Below are 23,996 nucleotides of genomic sequence, written 5' to 3'. Positions count from 1 at the left end.
TTTAAGCACGGCTTTTCCCTGTCACGCGCGGCCCTTGCGGGCTGCGCGGATGTTCAGCATTCCGGCTCCTGCCGGTGAAAACAGGTCGTGCTTATGAAACGCAACTGCTCCTTCCCGATGTTCGCGCTGCTGATGATGGGCGCAATGCAGGCCTGTGCCGTCGATTATCCACTGCCGCCGCCCGGCAGTCGCCTCATTGGCCAGAACCAGACCTATGTCGTGCCCGCCGTGAGTAAAAACCTGGAGAAAGTCGCGGAAGAATTTCAGACCGGCGTGCTGTTGCTGCTGGAGGCCAATAACACGGTCGATCCGTTTCTGCCGATGCCGGGGAGCGAGCTGACTATCCCGACGCAGATGCTGCTGCCGGACACGCCGCGCGAAGGCATCATTGTCAATCTGGCCGAGTTGCGGCTCTATTACTATCCGCCCGGCGAAAACCGCGTAGAAGTGTATCCCATCGGCATCGGCCTGAACGGGCGTGAAACGCCGGTGATGTCGACGCGCATTATCCAGAAAATCCCCAATCCGACCTGGACGCCGACGGCCGCCATGCGCGCCCGCTCGCAGGCGCAGGGCGTGACGCTGCCTGCCGTGGTGCCCGCCGGGGCGAATAACCCGCTGGGGCGCTTTGCGCTGCGTTTACAGCAGGGCGGGGGCGAATATCTTATACATGGCACCAATGCCCGTAGCAGTATCGGTCTGCGGGCCAGCTCCGGCTGTATCCGCATGCGCGCGGCGGATATCAAAGCGCTGTTTAATCAGGTGGCCTGGGGCACGCGCGTGCAGATAATCAACGAGCCGGTGAAATATTCCAGCGAGCCAGACGGTAAGCGTTATGTGGAAGTGCATCAGCCGCTCTCGCGCAGCGATGCGGATAACCCACAAACCATGCCAGTCGCCATTACTGCCGCTTTCGGGCAGTTTATTGATGACGCGGGCACTGACGCGCAGGCAGTTGATAATGCGCTGACGCGCCGTGCGGGCTATCCGGTGACGGTAAGCGCGCCGGACGCGCTGTCAGCGCCGGTAACGACGCTTCAGAGCGTCAGGACGACGGTTGCGCCGCCTGCGAGCGCGCCGCTCTCAGCGGCTGCGGTACACGTTACGGTGCAGTAAAAATCAGGCAGGATGCGCAGACGAGAGGGCGAAGTAAATCGTTCTGCAAACCAGTAATCAGTGAAACGAACGGGGAAGGCGGTGAAAGCGGGAAGGCGGGGCGGAGAAAAGGCAAAAAAAATGGCGCACAATGTGCGCCATTTTTCTTTCACACGGTACTATTACTTACGGTATTTAGTAGCCATGTTGTCCAGACGCTGGTTAGCGCGAGCTGCGTCGTCTTTAGCAGCCTGAACGTCGGAACGCATTGCGTTCACGTCGTTGCTCAGCTGGTCAACTTTAGCGTTCAGAGTCTGAACGTCAGAAGACAGCTGATCGATTTTAGCGTTGCTGGAGCAACCAGCCAGCAGAGTAGAACCCAGGATTACCGCGCCCAGTACCAGTTTAGTACGATTCATTATTAATACCCTCTAGATTGAGTTAATCTCCATGTAGCGTTACAAGTATTACACAAAGTTTTTTAGGTTGAGAATATTTTTTTGATGGGAATACGCTTAATTTTGATCGTTCGCTCAAAGAAGCATCGACATTTCGCGGATCATTAAAAAAAATGAAGGAAAACAGCAGACTTTCATCGGATTCATCTTAGAAAAAAACAGCGTTAAATAGTGAAATCCGATTTGCTTTTTTATTCACAGCGTCTATTTAAGCCAAATTAAAAGGCGCCTTTCGGCGCCTTTTTAATCGACCTTAAAAAAGATGGATATTATTACAGGACGTGTACAGAAGCGGTGTTGGTCGTTCCGCTCGGCACCAGCGCGCCGGAAACCATGACGACCACATCGCCCTTTTTCGCAAGACCGCTTTCCAGCGCCGCTTCTTTGCCCAGACGATAGAAATCGTCCGTAGAGGAGATCTCTTTCACCAGCTGCGGCACAACGCCTTTGCTCAGTACCAGCTGACGCGCGGTCAGTTCATTGGTGGTCAGCGCGAGGATAGTGGCGTCCGGGAAGTATTTACGCACGGACTTGGCAGATTTACCGCCTTCGGTCGCGACGACAATCAGCGGCGCTTCCAGTTTCTCGGCAGTTTCTACCGCGCCGCGGCATACGGCCTCGGTGATGCGCAGTTTACGGCTGTCGTTGTTGAACTCCAGACGGCTGGTCATCACGCGGTCGGTACGCTCGCAGATGGTCGCCATAATAGTAACGGCTTCCAGCGGGTATTTGCCCTTAGCGGATTCGCCAGAGAGCATCACGGCGTCGGTGCCGTCCAGAATGGCGTTCGCCACGTCGCCGGCTTCCGCACGGGTCGGACGCGGGTTTTTAATCATGGAGTCCAGCATCTGGGTCGCGGTGATAACCACTTTGCGCGCGCGGATGCATTTTTCGATCATCATCTTCTGCGCGAAAATAACTTCTTCTACCGGGATTTCTACACCCAGGTCGCCACGCGCAACCATGATGCCATCAGACGCTTCGAGGATTTCGTCGAAGTTGTTCAGGCCTTCCTGGTTTTCGATTTTGGAGATGATCTGGATATGTTCGCCGCCGTGCGCCTTCAGGTGCTGGCGAATTTCTTCTACGTCGGAACGTTTACGAATAAAGGAAGCCGCCACAAAGTCGACGCCCTGCTCGCAGCCAAAGATGAGGTCTTTCTTGTCTTTTTCCGCCAGCGCCGGCAGTGCGATAGAGACGCCCGGCAGGTTAACGCCTTTGTTCTCGCCCAGATCGCCGTTGTTCAGCACTTTACAGATGACTTTGTTGCCTTCGATGGCGGTGACTTCCATGCCGATCAGGCCGTCGTCCACCAGCACGGTGTTGCCGACAGACAGATCTTTGGTGAAGCCTTCATAGGTCACTGCTACGGTTTCGCTGTTACCGACGACAGATTTGTCGGTAGTGAAGGTAAAGGTCTGGCCCGCTTTCAGAGAGACGTCGTTGCCGCCTTCCAGTTTGATGGTGCGGATTTCCGGGCCTTTCGTGTCCAGCAGGATAGCGGCTTGCTTGCCGGTTTTCGCCAGAACGTTGCGCAGGTTTTTGATGCGCTGACCGTGTTCTTCGTAGTCGCCGTGGGAGAAGTTAAGGCGCATCACGTTCATGCCCGCGTCGAGCATTTTGGTCAGCATTTCTTCGGATTCGGTTTTCGGGCCGATGGTGCAAACAATTTTCGTCTTTTTCATGACAGTCTTAATCTTTAGTTGAAGGATATGGAAATCATGCCCTGCGGCGTACTCTGCCGGTCGGGTAAACTTGTGTTGCGAAAGTTGTGATGCCACAGCCTAAGGATAGGTGACATCAAAAAGCGTGCAGGAGAAAGTGTGCTTGTGGTTCAGCCAGATGGCGGGAGAGCGATTGTTCGACGGTAAAGGCGATATCCAATGTGCTGAAACCATTCAAGTTAGAATGGCCGCATTATAGCTTCCGTCCGCGCAGAAAGGAATTAAAAACGCTGTTTCATAATGGAAAAGCGCTCACCGCTTCGTTTCTGTTGCTTATCCGTTAAGGAAGCATGACAAAACGTTATCACTCCGCTTTTATTGTACAGGTTACTTGTGAAGCGTGTCGCAATAATCCAGGCAATCGTCCAGATTATATTCACCCGGCCAAAACGTTTCGGAATATCAATTAAAGTGTATTTGTGAGTCCGGGAATAGCGTTATTTATCGGCGAAATTAACTCCGCAGCGTTTAATTTTTATTCGCTAATAAAATTGGATATCAGAAAATCCCTACTAATATTTGTCTGAAGCGTGACGGAAAGCCTGCCGCTTTTCCTATTGAAAATTAACAAAGAGTATGTTTTCAGCGTCTGGCTTGTGGCGCCAGAATATATTCTTCCCGCCCCGAAATAGCCTGATCTGCGTATTGCAAGGTGAGGATAATCCTAAAGTGCTGTCTCTATAGGAGAGCTAAATGCTTGTAAAGTTTAGCTTTAGTGAAAAGTCACTTACAGTGACATTTGTCCAAGTTGCTGATTTTAAAGTAAATTTATATTTGGTAAAAATTTGCAATAAGTAACGATGTAGCTACACTAAAACCATCATTTTGACGGCTCAATGGATGGGCAATATGTCGGATAAATAACTGCCTCGGACATCGCTTGTTCGAGTGTTGACGCGTGTCTGAAACGCGTCGGGTTAATTATTTAATAGCAGCATAACCCTGATACTGATAATTAAGGTAGGTATGGCGATGACGGTGACTTCATCTGCCAGTAATGGCTACGCCTTTATTTTACCCCCGGAAAAACCCACACAGCAGGGGCCGGAAGGCATTTTGTACGATTTCAACGACGGCGCGCGGCTGCTTTTACCCGCAGGCGACTGGCGCGTTGAAATAAGCGACAACGAAACAGGAAATATACTTTTCGCGAGCGACATCGCGGAAGGCTGGGTGATTAGCACCAAAAAGTATTATGTGCCTTTTCGCCTGCAAGTCTGGAAGAAAGGGCACAGCGAGCCGCTGCTCGATCACGCGCTGGATATGCGTGACAAACCCGTATTAATCTCCTTTCCGACCGGCACGCTGGGCGACCTGGTCGGATGGGTGCCTTACGCAGAGCGCTTTCGCCAGACCTTCGGCTGCCAGGTGGAATGCACCATGGCGCAGCCGATTATCGATCTTTTCGCGCCAGTCTACCCGCAACTGCAGTTTTACGCGCCGGACCGCTGGGCAAGCGAGCGCACTCATCATGAGCTGCCTTACGCCACCTGGCGCGTCGGGCTTTTCTTTCAGGGCGATCTCGACAAACAGCCGTTTGATTTTCGCACCGTCGGCCTGCACCGCACCGCCGGGCATATTCTCGGCGTCGACCCGAGTGAAATCGTCCCCGATCTGCGCCTGAACGCCCCGCGCCAGATAGCCGAACCCTACGTCTGCATCGCCACGCAATCCACAAGCCAGGCCAAATTCTGGAATAACGGCACCGGCTGGCATGAGGTTATCGAATTTCTCAAAGCGCAGGGCTATCGCGTCCTGTGTATCGACAAAGAGCGCGTCGTCGGACGCGGCTACGTCTGGAACAAAATCCCGCACGGCGCGGAAGATTTCACCGGCAATCTGCCGCTGCGCGACCGCGTGGCGCTGCTTGAGCATGCAGAATTTTTTATCGGCCTCGGCAGCGGTCTCTCCTGGCTTGCCTGGGGCTGCCGCATCCCGGTGGTGCTGATTAGCGGCTTCAGCCTGCCCGGCAGCGAGTTTTATACCCCCTGGCGCGTCATCAACACCCACGTCTGCAATGGCTGCTGGGATGACGTGCGCCTGAATTTTGATCATCAGGACTATTTCTGGTGTCCGCGCCACAAAGGCACGGACCGGCAGTACGAGTGCACGCGTTTTATCACGGGTAAACAGGTGATAGGCCACTTACGGCGGCTTATCTCCCTGAAAAGCAACCCATTCGACATCAAAACAACAGCATTGGCTAACCCAAATCAACATGCCGCGTGACGGTTTGTGAGCGGGTTTCGAGGACATTAACATGAAGAAAAGTCTTAACTGCAGTTACCGGCTGGTGTGGAGCGAAGTCCAGCGCGCGTTTATCGTGGTCTCTGAGCTCACGCGAGCGAAGGGCAAGCGCGCCAGCGGTGCGGTGTTGTTGACGGCGGCGGTAGGGAGTTCGCTCGCCAGCGGCGGGGCGTTCGCATTCACGCCCGATGTCACCTCGTCGGTGCAGGATGAGCGGGTGCAAAACGGCACTCAGCAGGTTCTGGTCGGCGGGACTACCACCAATCATATTATCGGCACGCTGGGCAACCAGATTGTTGCAGGCGGCCTGGCGCAGAAAACCACGCTGAACGACGGCGGCGTGCAGATAGTCCGCCAGCAGGGCGTGGCGACCGGCACGACTATCAACGACGGCCTGCAAGTGGTTGAGCAGGATGGCCAGGCGCAGCGCACCGTTATTCTCAACGGCGGCGTGCAGGGTGTCGGCGGTTCGGCGGTACATACCGTCGTCGGCAACGGCGGCGAGCAACATGTGCTGGCGAGCGGCACCGCGACCACCACACTTATCAACAACGGCGGCACCCAGTCCGTTGACGGCACGGCCATTTCCGCCGTGGTCAACGACGGCGGCCATCAGATCGTTGAGCGCGGCGGTTTCGCCCGCGACACCACCGTCAATAACGGCGGCATCCAGTACATCAGCGCGGGCGGTTCATCGTCCGACGGCGTTATCTTCGGCGGCGGCATTCAGCAGGTGTCCGGCACGGCGTCCGGCACCAGCATTAACGACGGCGGCACCCAGCAGGTGCAGGTCACGGGCCAGGCCCGCGATACGCAAATCAACTACCGCGGCACCCAGGCCGTTGACGGCACGGCGATCTCCGCCATCGTCAAAGACGGCGGCACCCAGATGGTCAACAGCGGCGGCCTTGCGAAAAACACCCAGGTCAATAGCGGCGGTCTGCAACACGTGGCGCTCGGCGGCGCGTCGGCAGATGCCCATCTCTTCGGCGGCACCCAGCAACTGGCGGGCACGGCCTCCAACACCCAGATTGACGCAGGCGCGCAGCAGCATATCGAAGCGACCGGTAAATCGGTCAGCGCCACGGTCAACAGCGGCGGCTTACAGAATGTCGACGGCACCGCGAATTTCGCCACCGTGAAAGCGGGCGGCACCCAGCTTATCCAGACAGGCGGCCACGCCAACAGCACCGTGGTGCGTAAAGACGGCGTGCAGGATGTGAAACTCGGCGGCTCGGCGTCCGGCTCCATTCTGCTTGGCGGCACGCAGGAGCTGGCGGGCACGGCGGGCGATACCGTGATCGGCGACGGCGGCGTACAGCATGTTCAGGTCGGCGCGAACGCTTCCGGCTCGCTGATTAACGCAGGCGGCCTGCAGCGCGTCGATGGCACGGCAAAAACCACCACCATCAACGACAAAGGCATTCAGCTGGTTAACCGCGGCGGCAAAGCGAACAGCACCGCTATCAACGACGGTGGCCTGCAATATGTAGCAGAAGGCGGCTCAGCGTCCGACAGCGTGATTTTCGGCGGCGGCATCCAGCAGGTGTCCGGCACCGCGTCCGGCACCAGCGTTAACGCTGGCGGCTCTCAGCAGGTACAGGTCAGCGGAAACGCGACCGGTACGCAGATTGGCAGCGGCGGCACCCAGGCGGTTGATGGCACCGCGATCGCGGCAGTCGTGAAAGACGGCGGCGTTCAGCAGGTGAACAAAGGCGGTCTGGCGAAAGACACCCAGGTTAACAGCGGCGGTCTGCAACACGTGGCGCTCGGCGGCGCATCGGCCGACGCGCACCTTTTCGGCGGCACCCAGCAGCTGGCGGGCACGGCCTCTAACACCCAGATTGACGCGGGCGCGGAGCAGCATATCGAAGCGACTGGCCTGTCTGTCAGCGCCACGGTCAACAGCGGCGGCTTACAGAATGTTGACGGTACGGCGAACTACGCGACCATCAACGACGGCGGCGTCCAGCTGGTGCAGACTGGCGGCCACGTCAACAGCACGGTCGTGCGTGACGGCGGCATCCAGGATGTGGCGTTCGGCGGCTCGGCGTCCGGCTCCATTCTGCTTGGCGGTACGCAGCAGCTCGCCGGCAATGCAGGCGAAACGGTGATCGGCGATGGCGGCGTGCAGCACGTAAAAGTGGGCGGTTCCGCGTCCGGTTCGCTGATTAACGCAGGCGGCCTGCAGAATGTTGACGGCACCGCGAAAAACACCACCATCAACGACAAAGGCATCCAGCTGGTTAACAGCGGCGGCCTTGCGGATAACACCGCTATCCACAGCGGCGGCCTGCAATACATTGCTCAGGGCGGCGCGGCATCTGAAGGCGTCGTTTTCGGCGGCGGCATCCAGCAGGTGTCCGGCACCGCGTCCGGCACCAGCATCAATGACGGCGGCTCACAGCAGGTGCAGGCCACGGGTAAAGCCATCGGCACCCAGATCAACTACCGCGGCACTCAGTCTGTCGACGGCACGGCGATTTCCGCCGTCGTGAAAGACGGCGGCACCCAGATGGTGAACAGCGGGGGGCTCGCGAAAGACACCCAGGTTAACAGCGGCGGTCTGCAACACGTGGCGCTCGGCGGCGCATCGGCCGACGCGCATCTTTACGGCGGCGTGCAGCAGCTGGCGGGCACCGCCTCCAACACCCAGATCGATTCCGGCGCGGAGCAGCATATCGAAGCGACCGGCCTGTCTGTCAGCGCCACGGTCAACAGCGGCGGCTTACAGAATGTTGACGGCACCGCGAACTACGCGACCATCAACGACGGCGGCACACAGCTGGTGCAGACCGGCGGCCACGCTAACAGCACTATCGTGCGCAGCGGCGGCGTCCAGGATGTGAAGCTGGGCGGCGCGGCTTCCGGCTCTCAACTGCTGGGCGGTACCCAGGAGCTGGCGGGCACGGCGGGCGATACCATTATCGGCGAGGGCGGCGTGCAGCATGTTCAGGTCGGCGCGAACGCCTCCGGAACGCTGATTAACGCAGGCGGCCTGCAGCGCGTTGACGGCACGGCAAAAACCACCACCATCAACGACAAAGGCATCCAGCTGGTTAACCGTGGCGGCCTTGCGGATAACACCGCTATTCACAGCGGCGGTCTGCAATATGTCGCTGAAGGCGGCGCGGCTTCAGAAAGCGTGATTTTCGGCGGCGGCATCCAGCAGGTGTCCGGCACCGCGTCCGGCACCAGCGTTAACGACGGCGGCTCGCAGCAGGTGCAGGTCACCGGTAAAGCTATCGGCACCCAGATCAACAACCGCGGCACTCAGGCCGTCGACGGCACGGCGATTTCCGCCGTCGTGAAAGATGGCGGTACGCAACTGGTGAACAGCGGGGGGCTTGCGAAAGACACCCAGGTTAACAGCGGCGGCCTGCAACACGTGGCGCTCGGCGGCGCATCGGCCGACGCGCATCTTTACGGCGGCGTGCAGCAACTGGCGGGCACCGCCTCCAACACCCAGATCGATTCCGGCGCGGAGCAGCATATCGAAGCGACCGGTCTGTCTGTCAGCGCCTCGGTGAACAGCGGCGGCTTACAGAATGTTGACGGCACGGCGAACTTCGCCACCATCAACGACGGTGGCGTCCAGCTGGTGCAGAACGGCGGCCACGCGAACAAAACGGTCGTGCGTGACGGCGGCGTCCAGGATGTGAAATTCGGCGGCGCGGCTTCTGACTCCATTCTGATCGGCGGCATTCAGTCCGTTTCCGGTACGGCGGGCAGAACGGTGATTGGCGATGACGCCATTCAGCATGTGAAAACCGGTGGCCTGGCCTTTGGTTCGCTGGTTAACGCGGGCGGCTTGCAGAATGTCGACGGTACGGCGACCTCTACGGTCGTGAATGACGACGGTATCCAGCTGGTGAACAGCGGCGGCCTGGCGCGCGCCACCACCGTTAACAGCGGCGGTCTGCAGCATATCAACCTCGGCGGCGCCTCCTCTGACGGCGTTATTTTCGGCGGCGGCGTGCAGGTGGTCGCGGGCATGGCGTCCGGCACCAGCATCAGCGATGGCGGTTTGCAACTCGTCACCAAAACCGGTACGGCGAACGACACCCACGTTAACCGCGGCGGCGTCCAGAGCGTCGACGGCACCGTGACGTCCGCTATCGTGAAAGACGGCGGTACGCAGATTGTCAATAACGGCGGTCTGGCGCGCGGCTCTGTCGTCACCAACGGCGGTCTGCAACACATCAATAAAGGCGGCGCGTCGTCCACTGCGAAAATCTTCGCCGGCGGCACGCAGGTCGTGGCAGGTACGGCCTCCGGCACCAGCATCGGCGACCGCGGCACCCAGCTTGTGCAGGAAACCGGTAAAGCGATTGACGCGCAGATCAACAGCGGCGGCACCCAGTCCGTTGACGGCTCGGCGATTTCGGCGGTCATCAACGACGGCGGTCTGCAAATCGTTAACGTTGGCGGTCTGGCGGCAGGCTCTATCGTGCACAGCGGTGGCGTACAGCATGTGAAACTCGGCGGCGCGGCGTCTGACGGCACCGTGTTTGGCGGCGGTACGCAACTGGTGGAAGGCACCGCGTCCGGCACCAGCATCAGCGAAGGCGGCGTACAGCTCATCGCGGCAAGCGGCCAGGCGAAAGGCACGCTGGTCAATAACGGCGGCGTACAGCGCGTCGATGGCCAGTCCTTTGACGCGGTCATCAACACCGGCGGCCAGCAGATTGTCGACCCGTACGGTCGCGCGGCGGGCACCGTGATTAACGCAGGCGGCACCCAGCACCTGAGCAACGCGTCGCTGGCTATCGCAACCGTCATGAACGGCGGCGAACAGCACGTCAACAGCGGGGCGAAAGCGCTGGATACGCGCCTGCTCGGCGGCAGCCAGAACATCGGCAGCGGCGGCTACGCCCAGGGAACGCGTCTGGAAGGCGGCGTGCAGAACATCAACGCGGGCGGCAGCGCGGTGAAAACCACCGTTAACAGCGGCGGCATCCAGAACGTGGAGAGCGGCGGTAAATCGTTCGAAAACGCGGTGCTGAACGGCGGCGTGCAGAATATCGCCTCCGGCGGTTATGACACCAACGGCACGGTGGCGTTTGGCGGCCTGCAGAATATCAGCGCGGGCGGCGTCACGGACTTCACTATCGTTGAAGGCAAGCAGATCCTGAGCGGTCGTTCTGTCGTCACCATTTTGCAAAACGGCGGCTACCAGCGCGTGAATCAGGGCGCCACGGCTGACGTCACCATGATCAATGATAACGGCGTTCAGGATGTTTACGGCACCACGACCGGCACCGAAATCTATGACAATGGTGAGCAGCGTGTTTACCAGGGCGCGAACGTCAACTCCACCTGGCTGAATGACGATGCGAAACAGACGGTCTATAACGGCGCGGTAGTGTACGGCACGCGCAACCGCGGCGCTGAGCAGAATCTGCTGAGCGGCGGGCGTGCGGTGAGCACCATTATGGATACCGCCGCCGTGCAGAACATCGGCGCGGGCGCGACGGCAGAAAGCACGGTGCTTATCAACGAGTCGGTGCAGAACGTGCGCGGTACCGCTGACGGCTCCGAACTCGCGGCCAACGCGGTACAGAACGTTTATGAGGGCGGCGTGGCGAAAAACACCAGCCTTTATGAGCGCAGCGTGCAGAACATCTATAACGGCGGCCAGACGTTCAACACCAATATCGCTAACGGCGGTGTGCAGAACGTCCTGACTGGCGGTACGGCGACCAGCACGAACATCAATCTGGGCGGTACGCAAAACGTCAACAGCGGCGGTACGGTTATCTCGACCATCATCCAGGCGGGCGGGGTGCAGAACGTCAATGACGGCGCGATTGTTATCGACAACACCGTGGTCGGCGATCAGGTGGTGAACCAGGGCGGTACGGTGGCCTCGTCAACCGTCAGCGAAAATGGCAGCCAGAGCGTGACGCTCGGCGGCACCGCTATCGCGACCACGGTGACCAAAGGCGGCGTGCAGTATATCCGTAAAGGCGGCGTGGCCGACCAGACCATCATTCACCAGGGCGGTATGCTGGCCGTGGCGGATGAGGCCGAGGCGACCAATATCGACCTGAACAGCGGCGCGGGCATTATCGCCGGCACCGACACCACGGTTGACGGCACGAACGCGCTGGGTCAGTTCTCTATCGCCAATAAGCTCGCAAACAACCTGCTGCTGGAAAGCGGCGGTCTGCTCACCGTGGCGGCGGACGGCATCGCCAACAACACCGTGGTGCAGAACGGCGGTAAGCTCAGCGTGGCGGATGGCGGTATTCTGACCGGCACCACCGCGCTGAACGACGGTTCGACCATTTCCGGCAACGTGACCAACACCGGCAAACTGAGCGTAACCACCGATGAGAGCGACAACACCATCGCGGCCAACATCAGCGGCACCGGTAGCCTGTATAAAGAAGGCGACGGCACGCTGACCGTAAGCGGCGTACTTAACCAGACCGGCGGCACCTGGCTGCAAAGCGGCACCCTGGTATTCAGTGGCCTGGAGGCGGTCACGGATATCATCGCGCAGCTCGGCACATCGTTGCAGTTGACCAACGGCACCACCCTGACCGGTATGATTGACCCGACCGACCTGACCGTTGACGCAGGCTCGACCTGGCTGATGACGGATGACTCCCTGCTCAATAACCTGACGCTGGGCGGTTCTGTCGATTACCAGGCGCCGACCGGCGCGTTTGTACCGAAAACCCTGACGGTCACTAATCTGACGGGCAACGGCGGCACCATCACCCTGAACACCCTGTTCCAGGGCGGGACGGCCACCACCGACAGCCTGATCCTCGACGGCGGCACCGCCACCGGCAACACCCGCATCGCCATTCGTAATCAGGGCGGTCTGGGCGCGCGCACAACCGGCGACGGTATCCAGGTGGTAAACGCTATCAACGGCGCGACCACCACCGATGACGCGTTCAGCCTTGCGGGTAATCTGCAGGCGGGGGCGTATAACTACAGCCTGCGTCAGGGCGCTGGCAGCGAAAGCTGGTATCTGACCACGGCAGCCGGCAACGGCGACGAGAATGGCCCGCAGAACTACCGTTCGGCCATGTACCTCTACAGCTCGCTCTATGCGCAGGCGATGGACTACGACAGCGCGCTGCTCGGTTCACTCGACAGCCGTCGTTATGCCGCGCGTACTCCGACGGAGGATGGCAGCAACCTGTGGGCTCGCTTCCAGGCCGGTCAGCTGAGCCACGATCACGGCGCGTCTGACCTGCGTAACGGCAACACGCCGGAAAGCAAAGGCGGCTACACCTTCCTGCAGATCGGTAGCGACCTGTGGAGAGCGACAGCATCCTCCATGGAATGGGGCGTGGGCATCTACGGTGCGGCGGGCCTCTCAGCCGTAGACGTACAGCGCAGCGAGAAATCGAAAGCGGGTACGGTGCGTGATGACGCTTACAGCGCCGGTCTGTATGTGAACGGCGTACATGAAAGCGGCTGGTGGGTTGACGTGGTGGCGCAGGGTACGCGTCATAACTTTGACACCGACCCGCGTGACGGCGACGGCCTGAAAACCCACGGCTGGGGCTATGTCGGCTCCTTCGAAACGGGTCTGCCGTTTGATATCGGCAGCGGCCTGGTGCTTGAACCGCAGGTGCAATACCAGTACCGCGGCGTGAACCTGAAAGATGGCGATGACGATGCCGCCGACGTGCAGTTCGGCGACGGTCACAGCCAGCAGGTGCGTGCCGGTCTGCGCTTTGGCAACAACGCGACGCTGAAGACGACAGGCAACCCGCCGCCGGTTAGCTGGTGGGTCCGTCCGTCCTTTATTCAGACGTTCGACTCCAAAGGCGATGTGAACGTGAGCGCGCCGGGTGTGGCAGGCAGTGAAGTGTCCTTCAATCCGGATCAGGACGGCACCGCCGCCGCGCTGGATGTGGGCATTGACGGCCAGATCCGCGACAACGTGACGCTTGGCGTTCGCGCCGGTTACACCAAAACCATCGATGACGCCGGTACCGGCGGCTACGGCGGTCAGGTGACGCTGAAAGTCAGCTTCTGATAACAGGCAATGAGAACAGCCGCCCCACACGGGGCGGCTTTTTTTTGCGTGTAATAAAGGGTGGGGGAGATGGCGGGGTGCGATAGCGGGGAATGGTAGGGTGGGTAAGCGCAGCGCACCCACCATTTGCGTTTTGGGAAAATACCGGGGAAGAGAAATATATCAGGTTGGGGAATACGTTCCGTTCGCCATAACGCCGCGTTTATGTGTGCGTCTTCCTCACGCGAACGTGCAAAGGGGGCTCGCCGCCGCCCCCTTTGCAATCCCGGCTCCCGGCAGAAAATCGCCCCTGCGGGGAAGCCGCGCCTTATTCCCTCCGGCCACGGGTCGGGCATGACAATACGTCCCTGTATTGTCATGCCCTCGCACCGCTTACTCGGCTCATCCCTGAGCCTCGCCCCTTCGGGGCCAACGCTTCGCGTTGTTCAAAAATGCTCCCGGCATTTTTGTCCTTCCGGTGCGTCCCGGCCTGCGGCGAAACGGCGCGGCCGATTTTTTAAGCCGGAGCAAAACCATCGCCTTAGCGTCCCATATCTCAAACGGCGGGTGCGCTGCGCTTACCCGCCCTACGATATTGGGCCTCACGTTTGATGTAGGGTGGGTAAGCGAAGCGCACCCACCATGACACTCACACGCCCAGCCGATCCCGCAGGCTGTAATACGCGGCACCCATCGCGGTAAACGGGATCTGGAACGAGCGCCCGCCGGGGAACGGGTAATGGGGGAGGGTGGCGAACGCGTCGAACCGCTCGGCGTCGCCGCGCAGCGCCTCGGAGATGAGCTTCCCGGCAAGATGGGTACAGGTCACCCCGTGGCCGCTGTCGCCCTGCATATAATAAATGTTGTTCTCAAGCCGTCCGAACTGCGGCATGCGTGACAGCGTCAGCAGGAAATTCCCGGTCCAGCGGTAATCGATTTTCACGCCTTTCAACTGTGGGAAGGTCTTCAGCAGCTTCGGCATAATCAGCCGGTCGATATCATCCGGGTCGCGCGCGCCGTAGACCACGCCGCCGCCGTAAAGCAGACGGTTGTCGGCGGTGAGGCGGTAATAGTCGAGCAGATAATTGCAGTCCTCGACGCAATAATTATTCGGCAGCAGCGACGCGGCCACCTCGGGGGCCAGCGGCTCGGTCGTCACCACCTGGGTGCCGCACGGCATACTGCGCCGCGCGAGCGCCGGCTCCAGCCGGGTGCCAAGATAGGCGTTGCCCGCCACAATCACATAGCGCGCCGTTACCTGGCCTTTGTCGGTTTTCACCACGGCAGGCTGACCGTGGGTGATGCTTACCGCCGCCGACTGCTCGAAAATTTTCCCGCCCTGCTGGCGAATCGCCTCGGCTTCGCCCAGCGCCAGATTCAGCGGATGAATATGGCCGCCGTTGCGGTCGAGCAGCGCGCCGGTGTAACGCTGGCTTGCGATCTCGCCACGTACCGCATCGGCGTCCAGCAGTTCCAGGCCGTTATTGCCGTAGCGCTCCCAGTTCGCCTTCTGCTCCATCAGGCCCAGATACTGCTTGCGGTTAAGCGCCACAAACAGCCCGCCGGGGCGATAGTCACACTGGATATCGTAACGCGCAATGCGCTCGCGGATGATCTCGCCGCCTTCAAACATCATGCTGCCGAGCATCCGCGCGGTGTCGGTGCCGTAGCGCGCTTCGATAACGTCGATATCGCGGCTGTAGGAGTTCACCACCTGGCCGCCGTTGCGCCCGCTCGCGCCGTAGCCGATGCGCGCCGATTCCAGCAGTACCACGTCATAGCCTTGCTCCACCAGATGCAGCGCTGAAGAAAGCCCGGTATAGCCGCCGCCGATAATACAGACATCGCACTGCACTGACTCCGTCAGCGTCGGGAAGGGCGCGTGTGGGTTAGCGCTTGCGGCATAGTAGCTGTTTACATGTTCAGTCATGGTTCTGCTCCAGGCTCATCCAGATGGTTTTCAGTTCAGTGAATTTTTCCAGCGCGTGCAGCGACTTGTCGCGCCCGTTGCCGCTCTGCTTATAGCCGCCGAACGGTACGGTCATATCGCCGTCGTTGTAGTTGTTGATAAACACCGAGCCGGCTTTCAGGCGGCGCGCCATGCGGTGCGCGCGGGAGAGCGACCGCGTCCAGACCGCCGCGCCCAACCCGTAGTCGCTGTCGTTGGCGAGCCGCAGCGCCTCCTGCTCGCGGGTGAATGTCGTTACCGCCAGTACCGGGCCGAAGATCTCTTCACGGGCGATGCGCATCTGGCCATCGACGTTGGTAAAAATCGTCGGGCCGACGCTCGCGCTATGCGGCTGGGTGCGGCCATCGAGCCACAGCGTCGCGCCCTGTTCCTGCCCAAGCTCGATATAACGGCGCACGCAGGCGGCGTGTTCGTCGTCAATCAGCGTGCCCATGACGGTGTCAGGGTCGAGCGGATCGCCGGGCGTATAGCTTTGGGCATGGGCTTTAAGCCGCGCCAGAAACGCGTCTTTAACCGACGCCTCCACCAGCAGACGGGTGCCCGCGATACAGACCTGGCCCTGGTTATAGAAGATCCCGGCAGCGGTTGCGGCGGCGGCCTGGTCGAGGTCCGGACAGTCGGCGAAAACGATATTGGCGCTCTTGCCGCCCGCTTCGAGCCAGACGCGCTTCATGTTGGAATCCCCCGCGTCTTTCAGCAGCTGTTTTCCGGTGCGGGTCGAGCCGGTAAAGGTCATCACGTCCACATCCGGGTGGAGGGAGAGCGCCTGGCCTGCCTCATGGCCGAAGCCGGGGATCACATTCAGCACGCCGTCCGGCAGCCCCGCCTCCTGAGCGAGCCCGGCGAGACGCAGCGCGGTCAGCGGCGATTTCTCCGAGGGCTTTAGCACCACGCTGTTTCCGGCGGCGAGTGCCGGACCAAGCTTCCAGCAGGCGAGCAGCAGCGGGAAATTCCACGGCACCACCGCCGCCACAACCCCGACAGGCTCACGCACGATCATCGCCAGCGCCTCCGGGCCGGTTGGGGCTACCTCGCCATAGCATTTATCGACCGCTTCGGCGTACCAGCGCAGGGCGCGGGCGGCACCCGGAATATCATCACGCAGGCTATGGCGAATCGGTTTGCCAGTGTCGAGCGACTCCAGCAGCGCCAGCTCCTCGTGATGCTGCTCCATCAGGCTCGCCAGGCGCAGCAGCACCGCTTTACGGGTGCCGGGCGACGCCTGCGACCAGTCGCCGCGCTCAAACACTGCGCGAGCGCTGGCGACCGCGTTATCGACATCGGTTTGCGCGCCGCGCGCCACGTTCGCCAGCGCCTGACCGGTCGCCGGGTTAAAGACCGTGAATGTGTCGCCGCTGGCCGCCGGGCGATACGCGCCCTGATAAAACAACCGGCCTTCGATGGACAGACGCTCTGCGTTCTCCTGCCAGTAACGTAAATGATGAAATTCCATAGCCTCTCCAGTGATAACAAAGGGTTAGCGCGTAATGAACGGGGCGTTTCGCCCAAATTTGCGACGCACAAGCCCGCAGGCGAATCGCCCGTGAAGCTCAGGTCAGATGCGGCCCGTGTCAGGCGCGCCCGGCGTCTTCTGCTAACCGAACGCGCTGAACGGTTGTCAGAAGGTGGTGGGCGTATGCGCGCTGATAATGCGGCAGATCCCGGCCGAGGTATTGCTGAAGCTGTGAGGTATGCCGGTGTTGATGGCATAGCTCTGGCCTGCGGTCAGGAGGAACGTCTGGCCGTTGACGGTCAGCACGATTTCCCCTTCCAGCAGGGTGCCAATCTCTTCACCCTGATGTTTGATCCTCTCCCCGGTCGTGGTGCCGGGCTGGTAGGTTTCAAAAAGCATCGCCAGCGTGCGATGGGGGTTCCCGTTATGAATCAGCTTCATCGAAACGCCCTGACTGCCAATCTCAATCAAATCGTCCTGATTGATGACGACCTGGGGTTCGTCCGGTTTTTCTGGTTCGGCGAAAAATTCCGACAGCGAAAGCCCGTAAACCTTCAGCAGCTTTTGCAGGGTGCTGATGGCCGGACTGACTTTGTCCTGTTCAATGGTGCTGATAGCGCTATGCGTTAGCCCGGAAAGCTCAGCGACGCGGCGCTGCGACAAACCCAGTTGCTGGCGGATCTGCGCTAAACGCTTCCCCGGCGCCAGGGTGACATCGCTCATAGATTTTCTTCCTTTATAGTAACGTCAGGCGGGTCGGGGCTTTTCTTCCCGATACCCCCGACAGGCGGTAATAAAACCCTCAAACAACAGCCGCGAGAGTGCGTATTCGCTGCTGTTCCATTCCGGGTGCCACTGCACCCCAAGTGCAAACGGATGTTCGACGACGCTTGCGGCTTCCACCAGGCCATCCGGCGAGCGCGCCTCGACGCGCAGCTGCGCGCCCAGCGTGCGGGCGCCCTGACCATGCAGTGAATTTACCCAAAACGTATTGCAGCCCGGTATCAGTTTGCTGATAAGTCCGCCCGGCACGACCTGCACTTCGTGGGATGGGGCGTATTGCTGCTCCAGCGGAAGCTCGGGATCTTCCCGGTGCTCCAGCAGCTCCGGTTGATCGAACAGCCGACGATACAGCGTCCCTCCTGTCGCGACAACCAGTTCCTGAAGCCCGCGACAGATGGCGAAAAGGGGGATGCGCCTTTCCAGCGCGCGCTCTATCAGCGCGATGCTCAGAGTGTCCCGCCCGGGGTCGGCGGCAGGCTCATCGCCGTTTTCACCATACAGGTGCGGCTGGACATTGCTGGGGCTGCCGGGGAGCACTATCCCGTCGATTTCGGCCAGCAGCTGATCGAGAAGAACAGGCTCAGCGACGATATGAGGCAGGGGCACCGGCAAGCCGCCGGCGTTAAGCACGGCGTTAATGTACTTCTCTTGCAACGTCTGACTCGGGTGCCCCTTAATACTGTTTCTGCACATCACTACGCCAATCAACGGCCTGTTAAATATAATGCCCATACTTTCCTCTCGCGCTGGACTAAATTATGTACAAATTACGCCTTTGTACCGCCTTGCTGTTCAATATTTTCTCAATCTAGCAGCGCTGTAACCAAAATTCAAACCACATTTAACATTTGAAAAACATTTCTGTTGCATCTAGATTCTAAAAGTGGAAATTATATCGAACGGTCTGACTGCGCAGACCGGCATCTGCAACAACGGCGGTGAATCATGGAAACCAATATCGTGGAAGTAGAGAATTTTGTGCATCACAGTGAAGAGAGGCGAACCAGTGCGTTTGCCCGCGAAGTTAATGCCTACCTGGAGCGTTACCCGTTGACGGAGTATGTCGACGTGATGCTCACCGATCTTAACGGCGCTTTTCGCGGCAAACGCATCCCGGTGGCAGGTCTGCTGAAAGTCGAGAAGGGCTGTTACTTCCCGGCCTCGGTTTTTGCGATGGATATCCTGGGTAATGTGGTGGAAGAGGCGGGGCTGGGACAGGATCTCGGCGAGCCGGACCGCCGTTGCGTACCCGTGGCGGGCAGCCTTGTGCCGTCGGCGACTGACCCGGAATATCTCGGGCAGCTCCTGCTGACCATGCAGGATGAAGATGGTACTCCCTTTGACGTTGAGCCGCGCAATGTGCTTAACCGGCTCTGGCAGCAGCTGCGCCAGCGCGGTCTGCACCCGGTGGTAGCGGTAGAGCTGGAGTTCTATCTCATTGACCGCCAGCGCGACGCGGAAGGCTATCTCCAGCCGCCGTGCGCGCCCGGCACGCAGGATCGCAACACCCAAAGCCAGGTCTACTCGGTGGACAATCTCGACCGCTTCGCCGACGTATTAAGCGATATCGACGAGCTGGCGCGGATGCAGAGAATCCCGGCCGACGGCGCCGTGGCGGAAGCCTCGCCGGGCCAGTTTGAAATCAACCTCCACCATACCGACAATGTGTTACAGGCCTGCGATCACGCGCTGGCGCTCAAGCGGCTGGTGCGCCTGGTGGCTGAAAAGCATGGCATGCAGGCCACCTTTATGGCCAAACCCTATGAAGAACACGCCGGCAGCGGCATGCATATTCATATCAGCATCGTCGATGACAACGGCCAGAACGTGCTGGCGCTGCCCGACGGCGACGACTCCGCGCTGCTGAAGCAGGCGCTCGCCGGGATGATCGATATGCTGCCCGCCTCCATGGCGTTACTGGCGCCGAACGTCAACTCCTACCGCCGTTTCCAGCCAGGCATGTATGTGCCGACCCAGGCCTCATGGGGCCACAACAACCGCACCGTGGCGCTGCGCATTCCCTGCGGCGATCGCGACAGCCACCGCGTGGAATATCGCGTGGCGGGTGCCGATGCGAACCCTTATCTCGTGATGTCTGCGGTGCTTGCAGGTATAGTGCACGGCCTGGAAAACGACTTGCCGCTGCCCGAGGCTGTGGAAGGCAACGGTCTGGAGCAGGAAGGAACGCCGTTTCCTATCCGTCAGAGCGATGCCCTGTACGAATTCCAGGTTCATCCGGCGATGCGCGAGCGGCTGGGCACGCGTTTTTGCGAGGTGTTTCACGCCTGTAAAAACGACGAGCTTATCCAGTTCGAACGGCTCATCACCGAAACGGAAATTGAGTGGATGCTGAAAAACGCCTGACGGCCAGACGGAAACCTTCCCCGCTTTTATGGCAGGCGGGCGTTATCCAGGCTACAGGTAGTTGATACCCGCAGCGGTTCAGCACGCACCGCGCCGCGCCACAGAAGGCTGCGGCGAAAGCTCGCCGGGCCTGTCGCGCCGGCTTTCCGGTGTCGCGCGAAGGAAAGGGCGCGACAGCGGTTTACAGACGACGTTCAGGATACGTTACGAGGATAATGAGATGGTGCCACTTTATGTCTGTCCGCTGCGCGCGGGCGTCCGCCTGAGCCGCAGCCATTACGGGCCAGCGCCAGCAGTGTGTGTTAACCCGCTGACTCAGCGCGCGCTACGACGACCCCCTCCGGCCTCTGTTTCGCAATGCCTCACAGAGACGAAAGGGGGAACGCGCGATGGCGATTAACGTCGATCTCAATGTGGCCGCGGCGCGTCCGCAGCTGCGCAAATCGCTTAAACTCTGGCAGGTGGTGATGATGGGCCTCGCCTATCTGACCCCGATGACCGTGTTCGACACCTTCGGCATTGTCTCCGGCATCAGCAACGGCCACGTCCCGGCCTCCTATTTGCTGGCGCTCGCAGGCGTACTCTTTACCGCCATCAGCTACGGCAAGCTGGTGAAGCGCTTCCCGACGGCGGGCTCCGCCTACACTTACGCCCAGCAGGCGATTAACCCCCACGTCGGTTTTCTGGTGGGCTGGTCGTCGCTTCTCGATTATCTGTTCCTGCCGATGATCAATGTTCTGCTGGCGAAGCTCTATCTCTCCGCGATGTTCCCGGATGTGCCCCAGTGGATCTGGGTAGTGCTCTATGTCGGGATCATGACCATCGCCAACCTTAAAAGCGTCAACCTGGTGGCGAACTTCAATACCCTGTTTGTGACGGTACAGGTGGCTATCATCGCGGTGTTTATCTTTCTGGTGATCCACGGACTGCATCGGGGCGAAGGGGCGGGCACCGTCTGGTCGGTACAGCCCTTTATCAGCGAAAATGCGCAGCTGCTGCCGATTATTACCGGCGCGACCATCGTCTGTTTCTCGTTCCTCGGCTTTGACGCCGTAACGACGCTCTCTGAAGAGACGCCGGACGCCGGGAAAACCATTCCGCGCGCGATTTTTCTCACCGCGTTATATGGCGGCGTGATTTTCATCGCCGCCTCATTCTTTATTCAGCTCTTTTTCCCGACGATGGGACGCTTTAAAGAGCCGGACGCGGCGCTGCCTGAAATAGCGCTGTACGTGGGCGGCAAGCTGTTCCAGTCGGTGTTCCTGTGCTGTACGTTTGTGAACACGCTGGCGTCGGGGCTGGCGTCGCACGCGAGCGTGTCGCGCCTGCTGTATGTGATGGGGCGCGACAATGTCTTTCCGGAAAAAGTGTTCGGCTATGTGCACCCGAAATGGCGCACGCCGGCGCTGAACGTGATTCTGGTGGGCGTGGTGGCGCTAAGCGCGCTGTCGTTCGACCTCGTGACGGCGACGGCGTTGATTAACTTCGGCGCGCTGGTGGCCTTTACGTTTGTGAACCTGTCGGTGGTGAACCATTTCTTCCTGCGCGAAGGGCGTAACAAGGGCTGGAAGGACCGGGTGAACTATCTGATCCTGCCGCTGGTCGGCGCGCTGACGGTGGCGGTACTCTGGCTGAATCTGGAGAAAAGCTCGCTGACGATGGGGCTCATCTGGGCGGCGCTCGGGCTCGCGTACCTGACATGGCTTACGCGCCGCTTCCGCCAGCCGCCGCCGATGTTTAAAGGCGAGTGAGCCAGGCGGGTAGCATAAGGCGGGCATGGCGGGTAAGCGCAGCGCACCCGCCAAAAATCACTCTCCAAAACCCCAAACGCTTACAACGCGTCCTTATCGATCCCCAGCCGCTTCATGCGGGAAAGCAGCGTGGTGCGCTTCACGCCAAGACGCGCGGCGGCGCCTTTTGGCCCGGCGATGACGCCGTTGGTTTCTTTTAATACCCGGATAATCCGCGCCACCTCGTCTTCGCCGTCGCGCACATCAACGGGCGGTGCGGCCGGTTTTTTCGCCGGGCGCAGCGTCAGCTCCGGCAACGAGAGCTGCAACACATTGCCGCGCGTCAGCAGCACGGCGCGCTCAATCACGTTCTCCAGCTCGCGCACGTTACCCTGCCACTCCATCTGGCTTAACGTGTGCAGCGTTTCGGCGGGAATACTGTCGATGCTGCGCCCCAGGCGACGGGCGATTTTAAAGGTGAACGCCTTCACCAGCAGCGGGATATCCTCCGGGCGTTCGCGCAGCGGCGGCAGTTGAATGGGGAATACGTTCAGGCGGTAGTAGAGATCGCTGCGAAACTCGCGGTCAGCCACCATCTGGCGCAAGTCACGGTTAGTGGCGGCGATAAGCCGCACGTCGGTCTGGATAACTTTATTGCTGCCGAGCCGCTCGAACTCCTGCTCCTGCAAGACGCGCAGCAGCTTCGGCTGTAGCTCCAGCGGCATATCGCCCACTTCATCGAGAAACAGACTGCTCTTGTCGGCAAGCTCAAAACGACCAATGCGCTGGGCGCTCGCGCCGGTAAAGGCGCCGCGCTCGTGGCCGAACAGATCGCTCTCCAGCAGGCCTGCGGGCATCGCTGCGCAGTTGAGTTTCACCATCCGCCGTCCGTTACGGTCGCTCAGGTTATGGATAGCGCGCGCGATAAGCTCTTTCCCGGTGCCGGTTTCACCGAGGATCAGCACCGTACTGTCGCTTTTCGCCACCATCTCTACCTGTTTCATCACGGCCATCATGGCGTCCGAACGGCCGATGATTTCACCGAAATCCGCCGGTACGTTGTTGATTTGCTCGGTCAGCGCCAGGTTTTCATCCACCAGACGCTCTTTCAGGCGATGGATCTCCTGATACGCCAGCGCGTTATCCACGGCGATGGCGATACGCTCGGCGATCTGGCGCAGCAGTTTTAAATTGGCGGCGGTGAAAATGTGCTCCTCGCACTGCGCGAGCTTCAGCACGCCGAGCATTTTCTCGCCAAACATCAGGGGCAGCAGGCAGATGGTCTGGATCTGGTCGTTCCACATCTCAAACAGCATCTGCTCGTAAGGCGCGAGCTCATCGCGCTGGTGCAGTTTCACCAGCAGCATTTCGCGCGTGCTGAATACTCTGGCGGAGAGCGTGCCTTTCTCCTGTACCTCACTGTGATCGTGCAGCGGCGCGGCTTCGTCAACGTAGTGCGTGGAATAGACCGTCAGTTTGCCCTTACGCGCAGACGGCAGCACGATGCTTATCGAGTCGATATTGAAATAGCGGTGGATCTCGTGCGAGATCTCGGTCACCAGTTCGTCGAGATGCAGCTTGGAGAGCACCGCATTGGTAATGGCGACAAGGATGCGAAAGTCGTCGCGCTCGCGACACAGCAGCGCGTAATCCTGGCTGTTGCCAAGACGCGTCTGGATCTGCTCCGCCGCCACGCTCACTATCTGCGTCAGCGTCTGTAGCCGGGAGAACTCCTTTTCGCTGAAGCTTTCGCGCGCGTCGCGGATAAACTCGCAGCCGCCGAAAATATGCCCTTCGGCGGCGAGCGGCACCAGGCAGTAGTGGCCAAACGGCGGGTAGAGCGGCAGGGCGGCGAGCTGCGGCCAGGTCTCAGCGAACTCCTCATACCGGCAGTGCAGTACCTCCGGGCGCGACAGCAGCCGCCGCACCGGGCCGTGGGAAAGCACCGTTTCGTCTTCATATGTCACTGCATTGCCGACGCCGTCGACGCTGTAAAAGCAGGTGCGCTGATGCCTGGGGTGATAAAGCAGAATGTTGACCCGATCCGCCATGCCTGAGGCGGTAAGCAGCGATTGCAACGCCTCCGCCAGCGCGCACAGATCGGGCTGGCGCATCAGAGTACGAGTGATATCGAACAACCCTTGCTGGCCGAGATCGCTCATGGGTGTGTATGACATTAGGCTCAT

At 60.0% G+C, this 23,996-nt stretch carries 12 protein-coding genes; 5 read left to right on the top strand and 7 right to left on the bottom strand.

All coding sequences use genetic code 11. From position 1 onward, the window contains the following. Positions 1–93: 93 nt before the first annotated feature. Complete coding sequence (locus BJP61_RS12910; RefSeq protein WP_171998503.1) at positions 94–1,116, top strand: L,D-transpeptidase family protein; 1,023 nt, start codon at positions 94–96, stop codon at positions 1,114–1,116. A gap of 161 nt (positions 1,117–1,277) precedes the next feature. Here the strand turns inward: BJP61_RS12910 and lpp are convergent, their stop codons facing one another. Together lpp and pykF are read right to left on the bottom strand one after the other, a co-directional pair. Next, on the bottom strand, positions 1,278–1,514 hold the full coding sequence (lpp, locus tag BJP61_RS12905; RefSeq protein ID WP_002443218.1) for a murein lipoprotein Lpp: 237 nt from the start codon (positions 1,512–1,514) through the stop codon (positions 1,278–1,280). A 311-nt stretch (positions 1,515–1,825) separates the two neighbouring features. Continuing rightward, a complete protein-coding gene (gene pykF, locus BJP61_RS12900; RefSeq protein WP_038863303.1) occupies positions 1,826–3,238 on the bottom strand; it encodes a pyruvate kinase PykF in 1,413 nt (470 codons plus the stop codon). A gap of 1,005 nt (positions 3,239–4,243) precedes the next feature. Here pykF and BJP61_RS12895 point away from each other — a divergent pair. Both BJP61_RS12895 and BJP61_RS12890 read left to right on the top strand, forming a co-directional pair. After that, the gene (locus BJP61_RS12895) at positions 4,244–5,506 is read left to right on the top strand and encodes an autotransporter strand-loop-strand O-heptosyltransferase (RefSeq protein ID WP_038863300.1); all 1,263 of its coding nucleotides are present in this window, start codon (positions 4,244–4,246) and stop codon (positions 5,504–5,506) included. A 31-nt stretch (positions 5,507–5,537) separates the two neighbouring features. Beyond that, complete coding sequence (locus BJP61_RS12890) at positions 5,538–13,532, top strand: AIDA repeat-containing protein (protein ID WP_171998502.1); 7,995 nt, start codon at positions 5,538–5,540, stop codon at positions 13,530–13,532. A gap of 628 nt (positions 13,533–14,160) precedes the next feature. On the opposite strand, the gene BJP61_RS12885 is transcribed toward BJP61_RS12890, so the two are convergent. The 4 genes from BJP61_RS12885 to puuD all read right to left on the bottom strand — a co-directional run bounded on the left by BJP61_RS12885 (position 14,161) and on the right by puuD (position 18,448). Continuing rightward, entirely contained in the window at positions 14,161–15,441 is a 1,281-nt protein-coding gene (locus BJP61_RS12885; RefSeq protein ID WP_038861156.1) for an FAD-binding oxidoreductase, read from the bottom strand. Next, on the bottom strand, positions 15,434–16,933 hold the full coding sequence (puuC, locus tag BJP61_RS12880; RefSeq protein WP_171998501.1) for an aldehyde dehydrogenase PuuC: 1,500 nt from the start codon (positions 16,931–16,933) through the stop codon (positions 15,434–15,436). Before puuC ends, BJP61_RS12885 begins: the two co-directional genes overlap by 8 nt. A gap of 165 nt (positions 16,934–17,098) precedes the next feature. Beyond that, positions 17,099–17,656: an HTH-type transcriptional regulator PuuR gene (puuR, locus tag BJP61_RS12875; RefSeq protein ID WP_171998500.1), complete on the bottom strand. Its 558-nt coding sequence runs from the start codon at positions 17,654–17,656 to the stop codon at positions 17,099–17,101. 24 nt (positions 17,657–17,680) lie between these two features. After that, positions 17,681–18,448: a gamma-glutamyl-gamma-aminobutyrate hydrolase gene (gene puuD, locus BJP61_RS12870; protein WP_171998499.1), complete on the bottom strand. Its 768-nt coding sequence runs from the start codon at positions 18,446–18,448 to the stop codon at positions 17,681–17,683. A gap of 213 nt (positions 18,449–18,661) precedes the next feature. Here puuD and BJP61_RS12865 point away from each other — a divergent pair, with 213 nt between their 5' ends. Then, complete coding sequence (locus BJP61_RS12865; RefSeq protein WP_038863290.1) at positions 18,662–20,080, top strand: glutamine synthetase family protein; 1,419 nt, start codon at positions 18,662–18,664, stop codon at positions 20,078–20,080. Positions 20,081–20,469: 389 nt separating this feature from the next. Then, the gene (locus BJP61_RS12860; RefSeq protein WP_171998498.1) at positions 20,470–21,831 is read left to right on the top strand and encodes an APC family permease; all 1,362 of its coding nucleotides are present in this window, start codon (positions 20,470–20,472) and stop codon (positions 21,829–21,831) included. An 80-nt stretch (positions 21,832–21,911) separates the two neighbouring features. Here BJP61_RS12860 and flhA read toward each other — a convergent pair whose 3' ends face one another. Beyond that, positions 21,912–23,987 carry a formate hydrogenlyase transcriptional activator FlhA gene (gene flhA / locus BJP61_RS12855; RefSeq protein WP_161581614.1) on the bottom strand — a complete coding sequence of 692 codons (2,076 nt, stop codon included), beginning with the start codon at positions 23,985–23,987 and terminating at the stop codon, positions 21,912–21,914. Positions 23,988–23,996: the final 9 nt, after the last annotated feature.

The organism is Cronobacter sp. JZ38, from assembly GCF_008932145.1.
In the GTDB taxonomy this organism is placed as follows: Bacteria; Pseudomonadota; Gammaproteobacteria; order Enterobacterales; family Enterobacteriaceae; genus Cronobacter; species Cronobacter muytjensii.
Note: the sequence above shows the minus strand (reverse complement) of the source record. Positions and strands in the feature narration are given on the sequence as shown.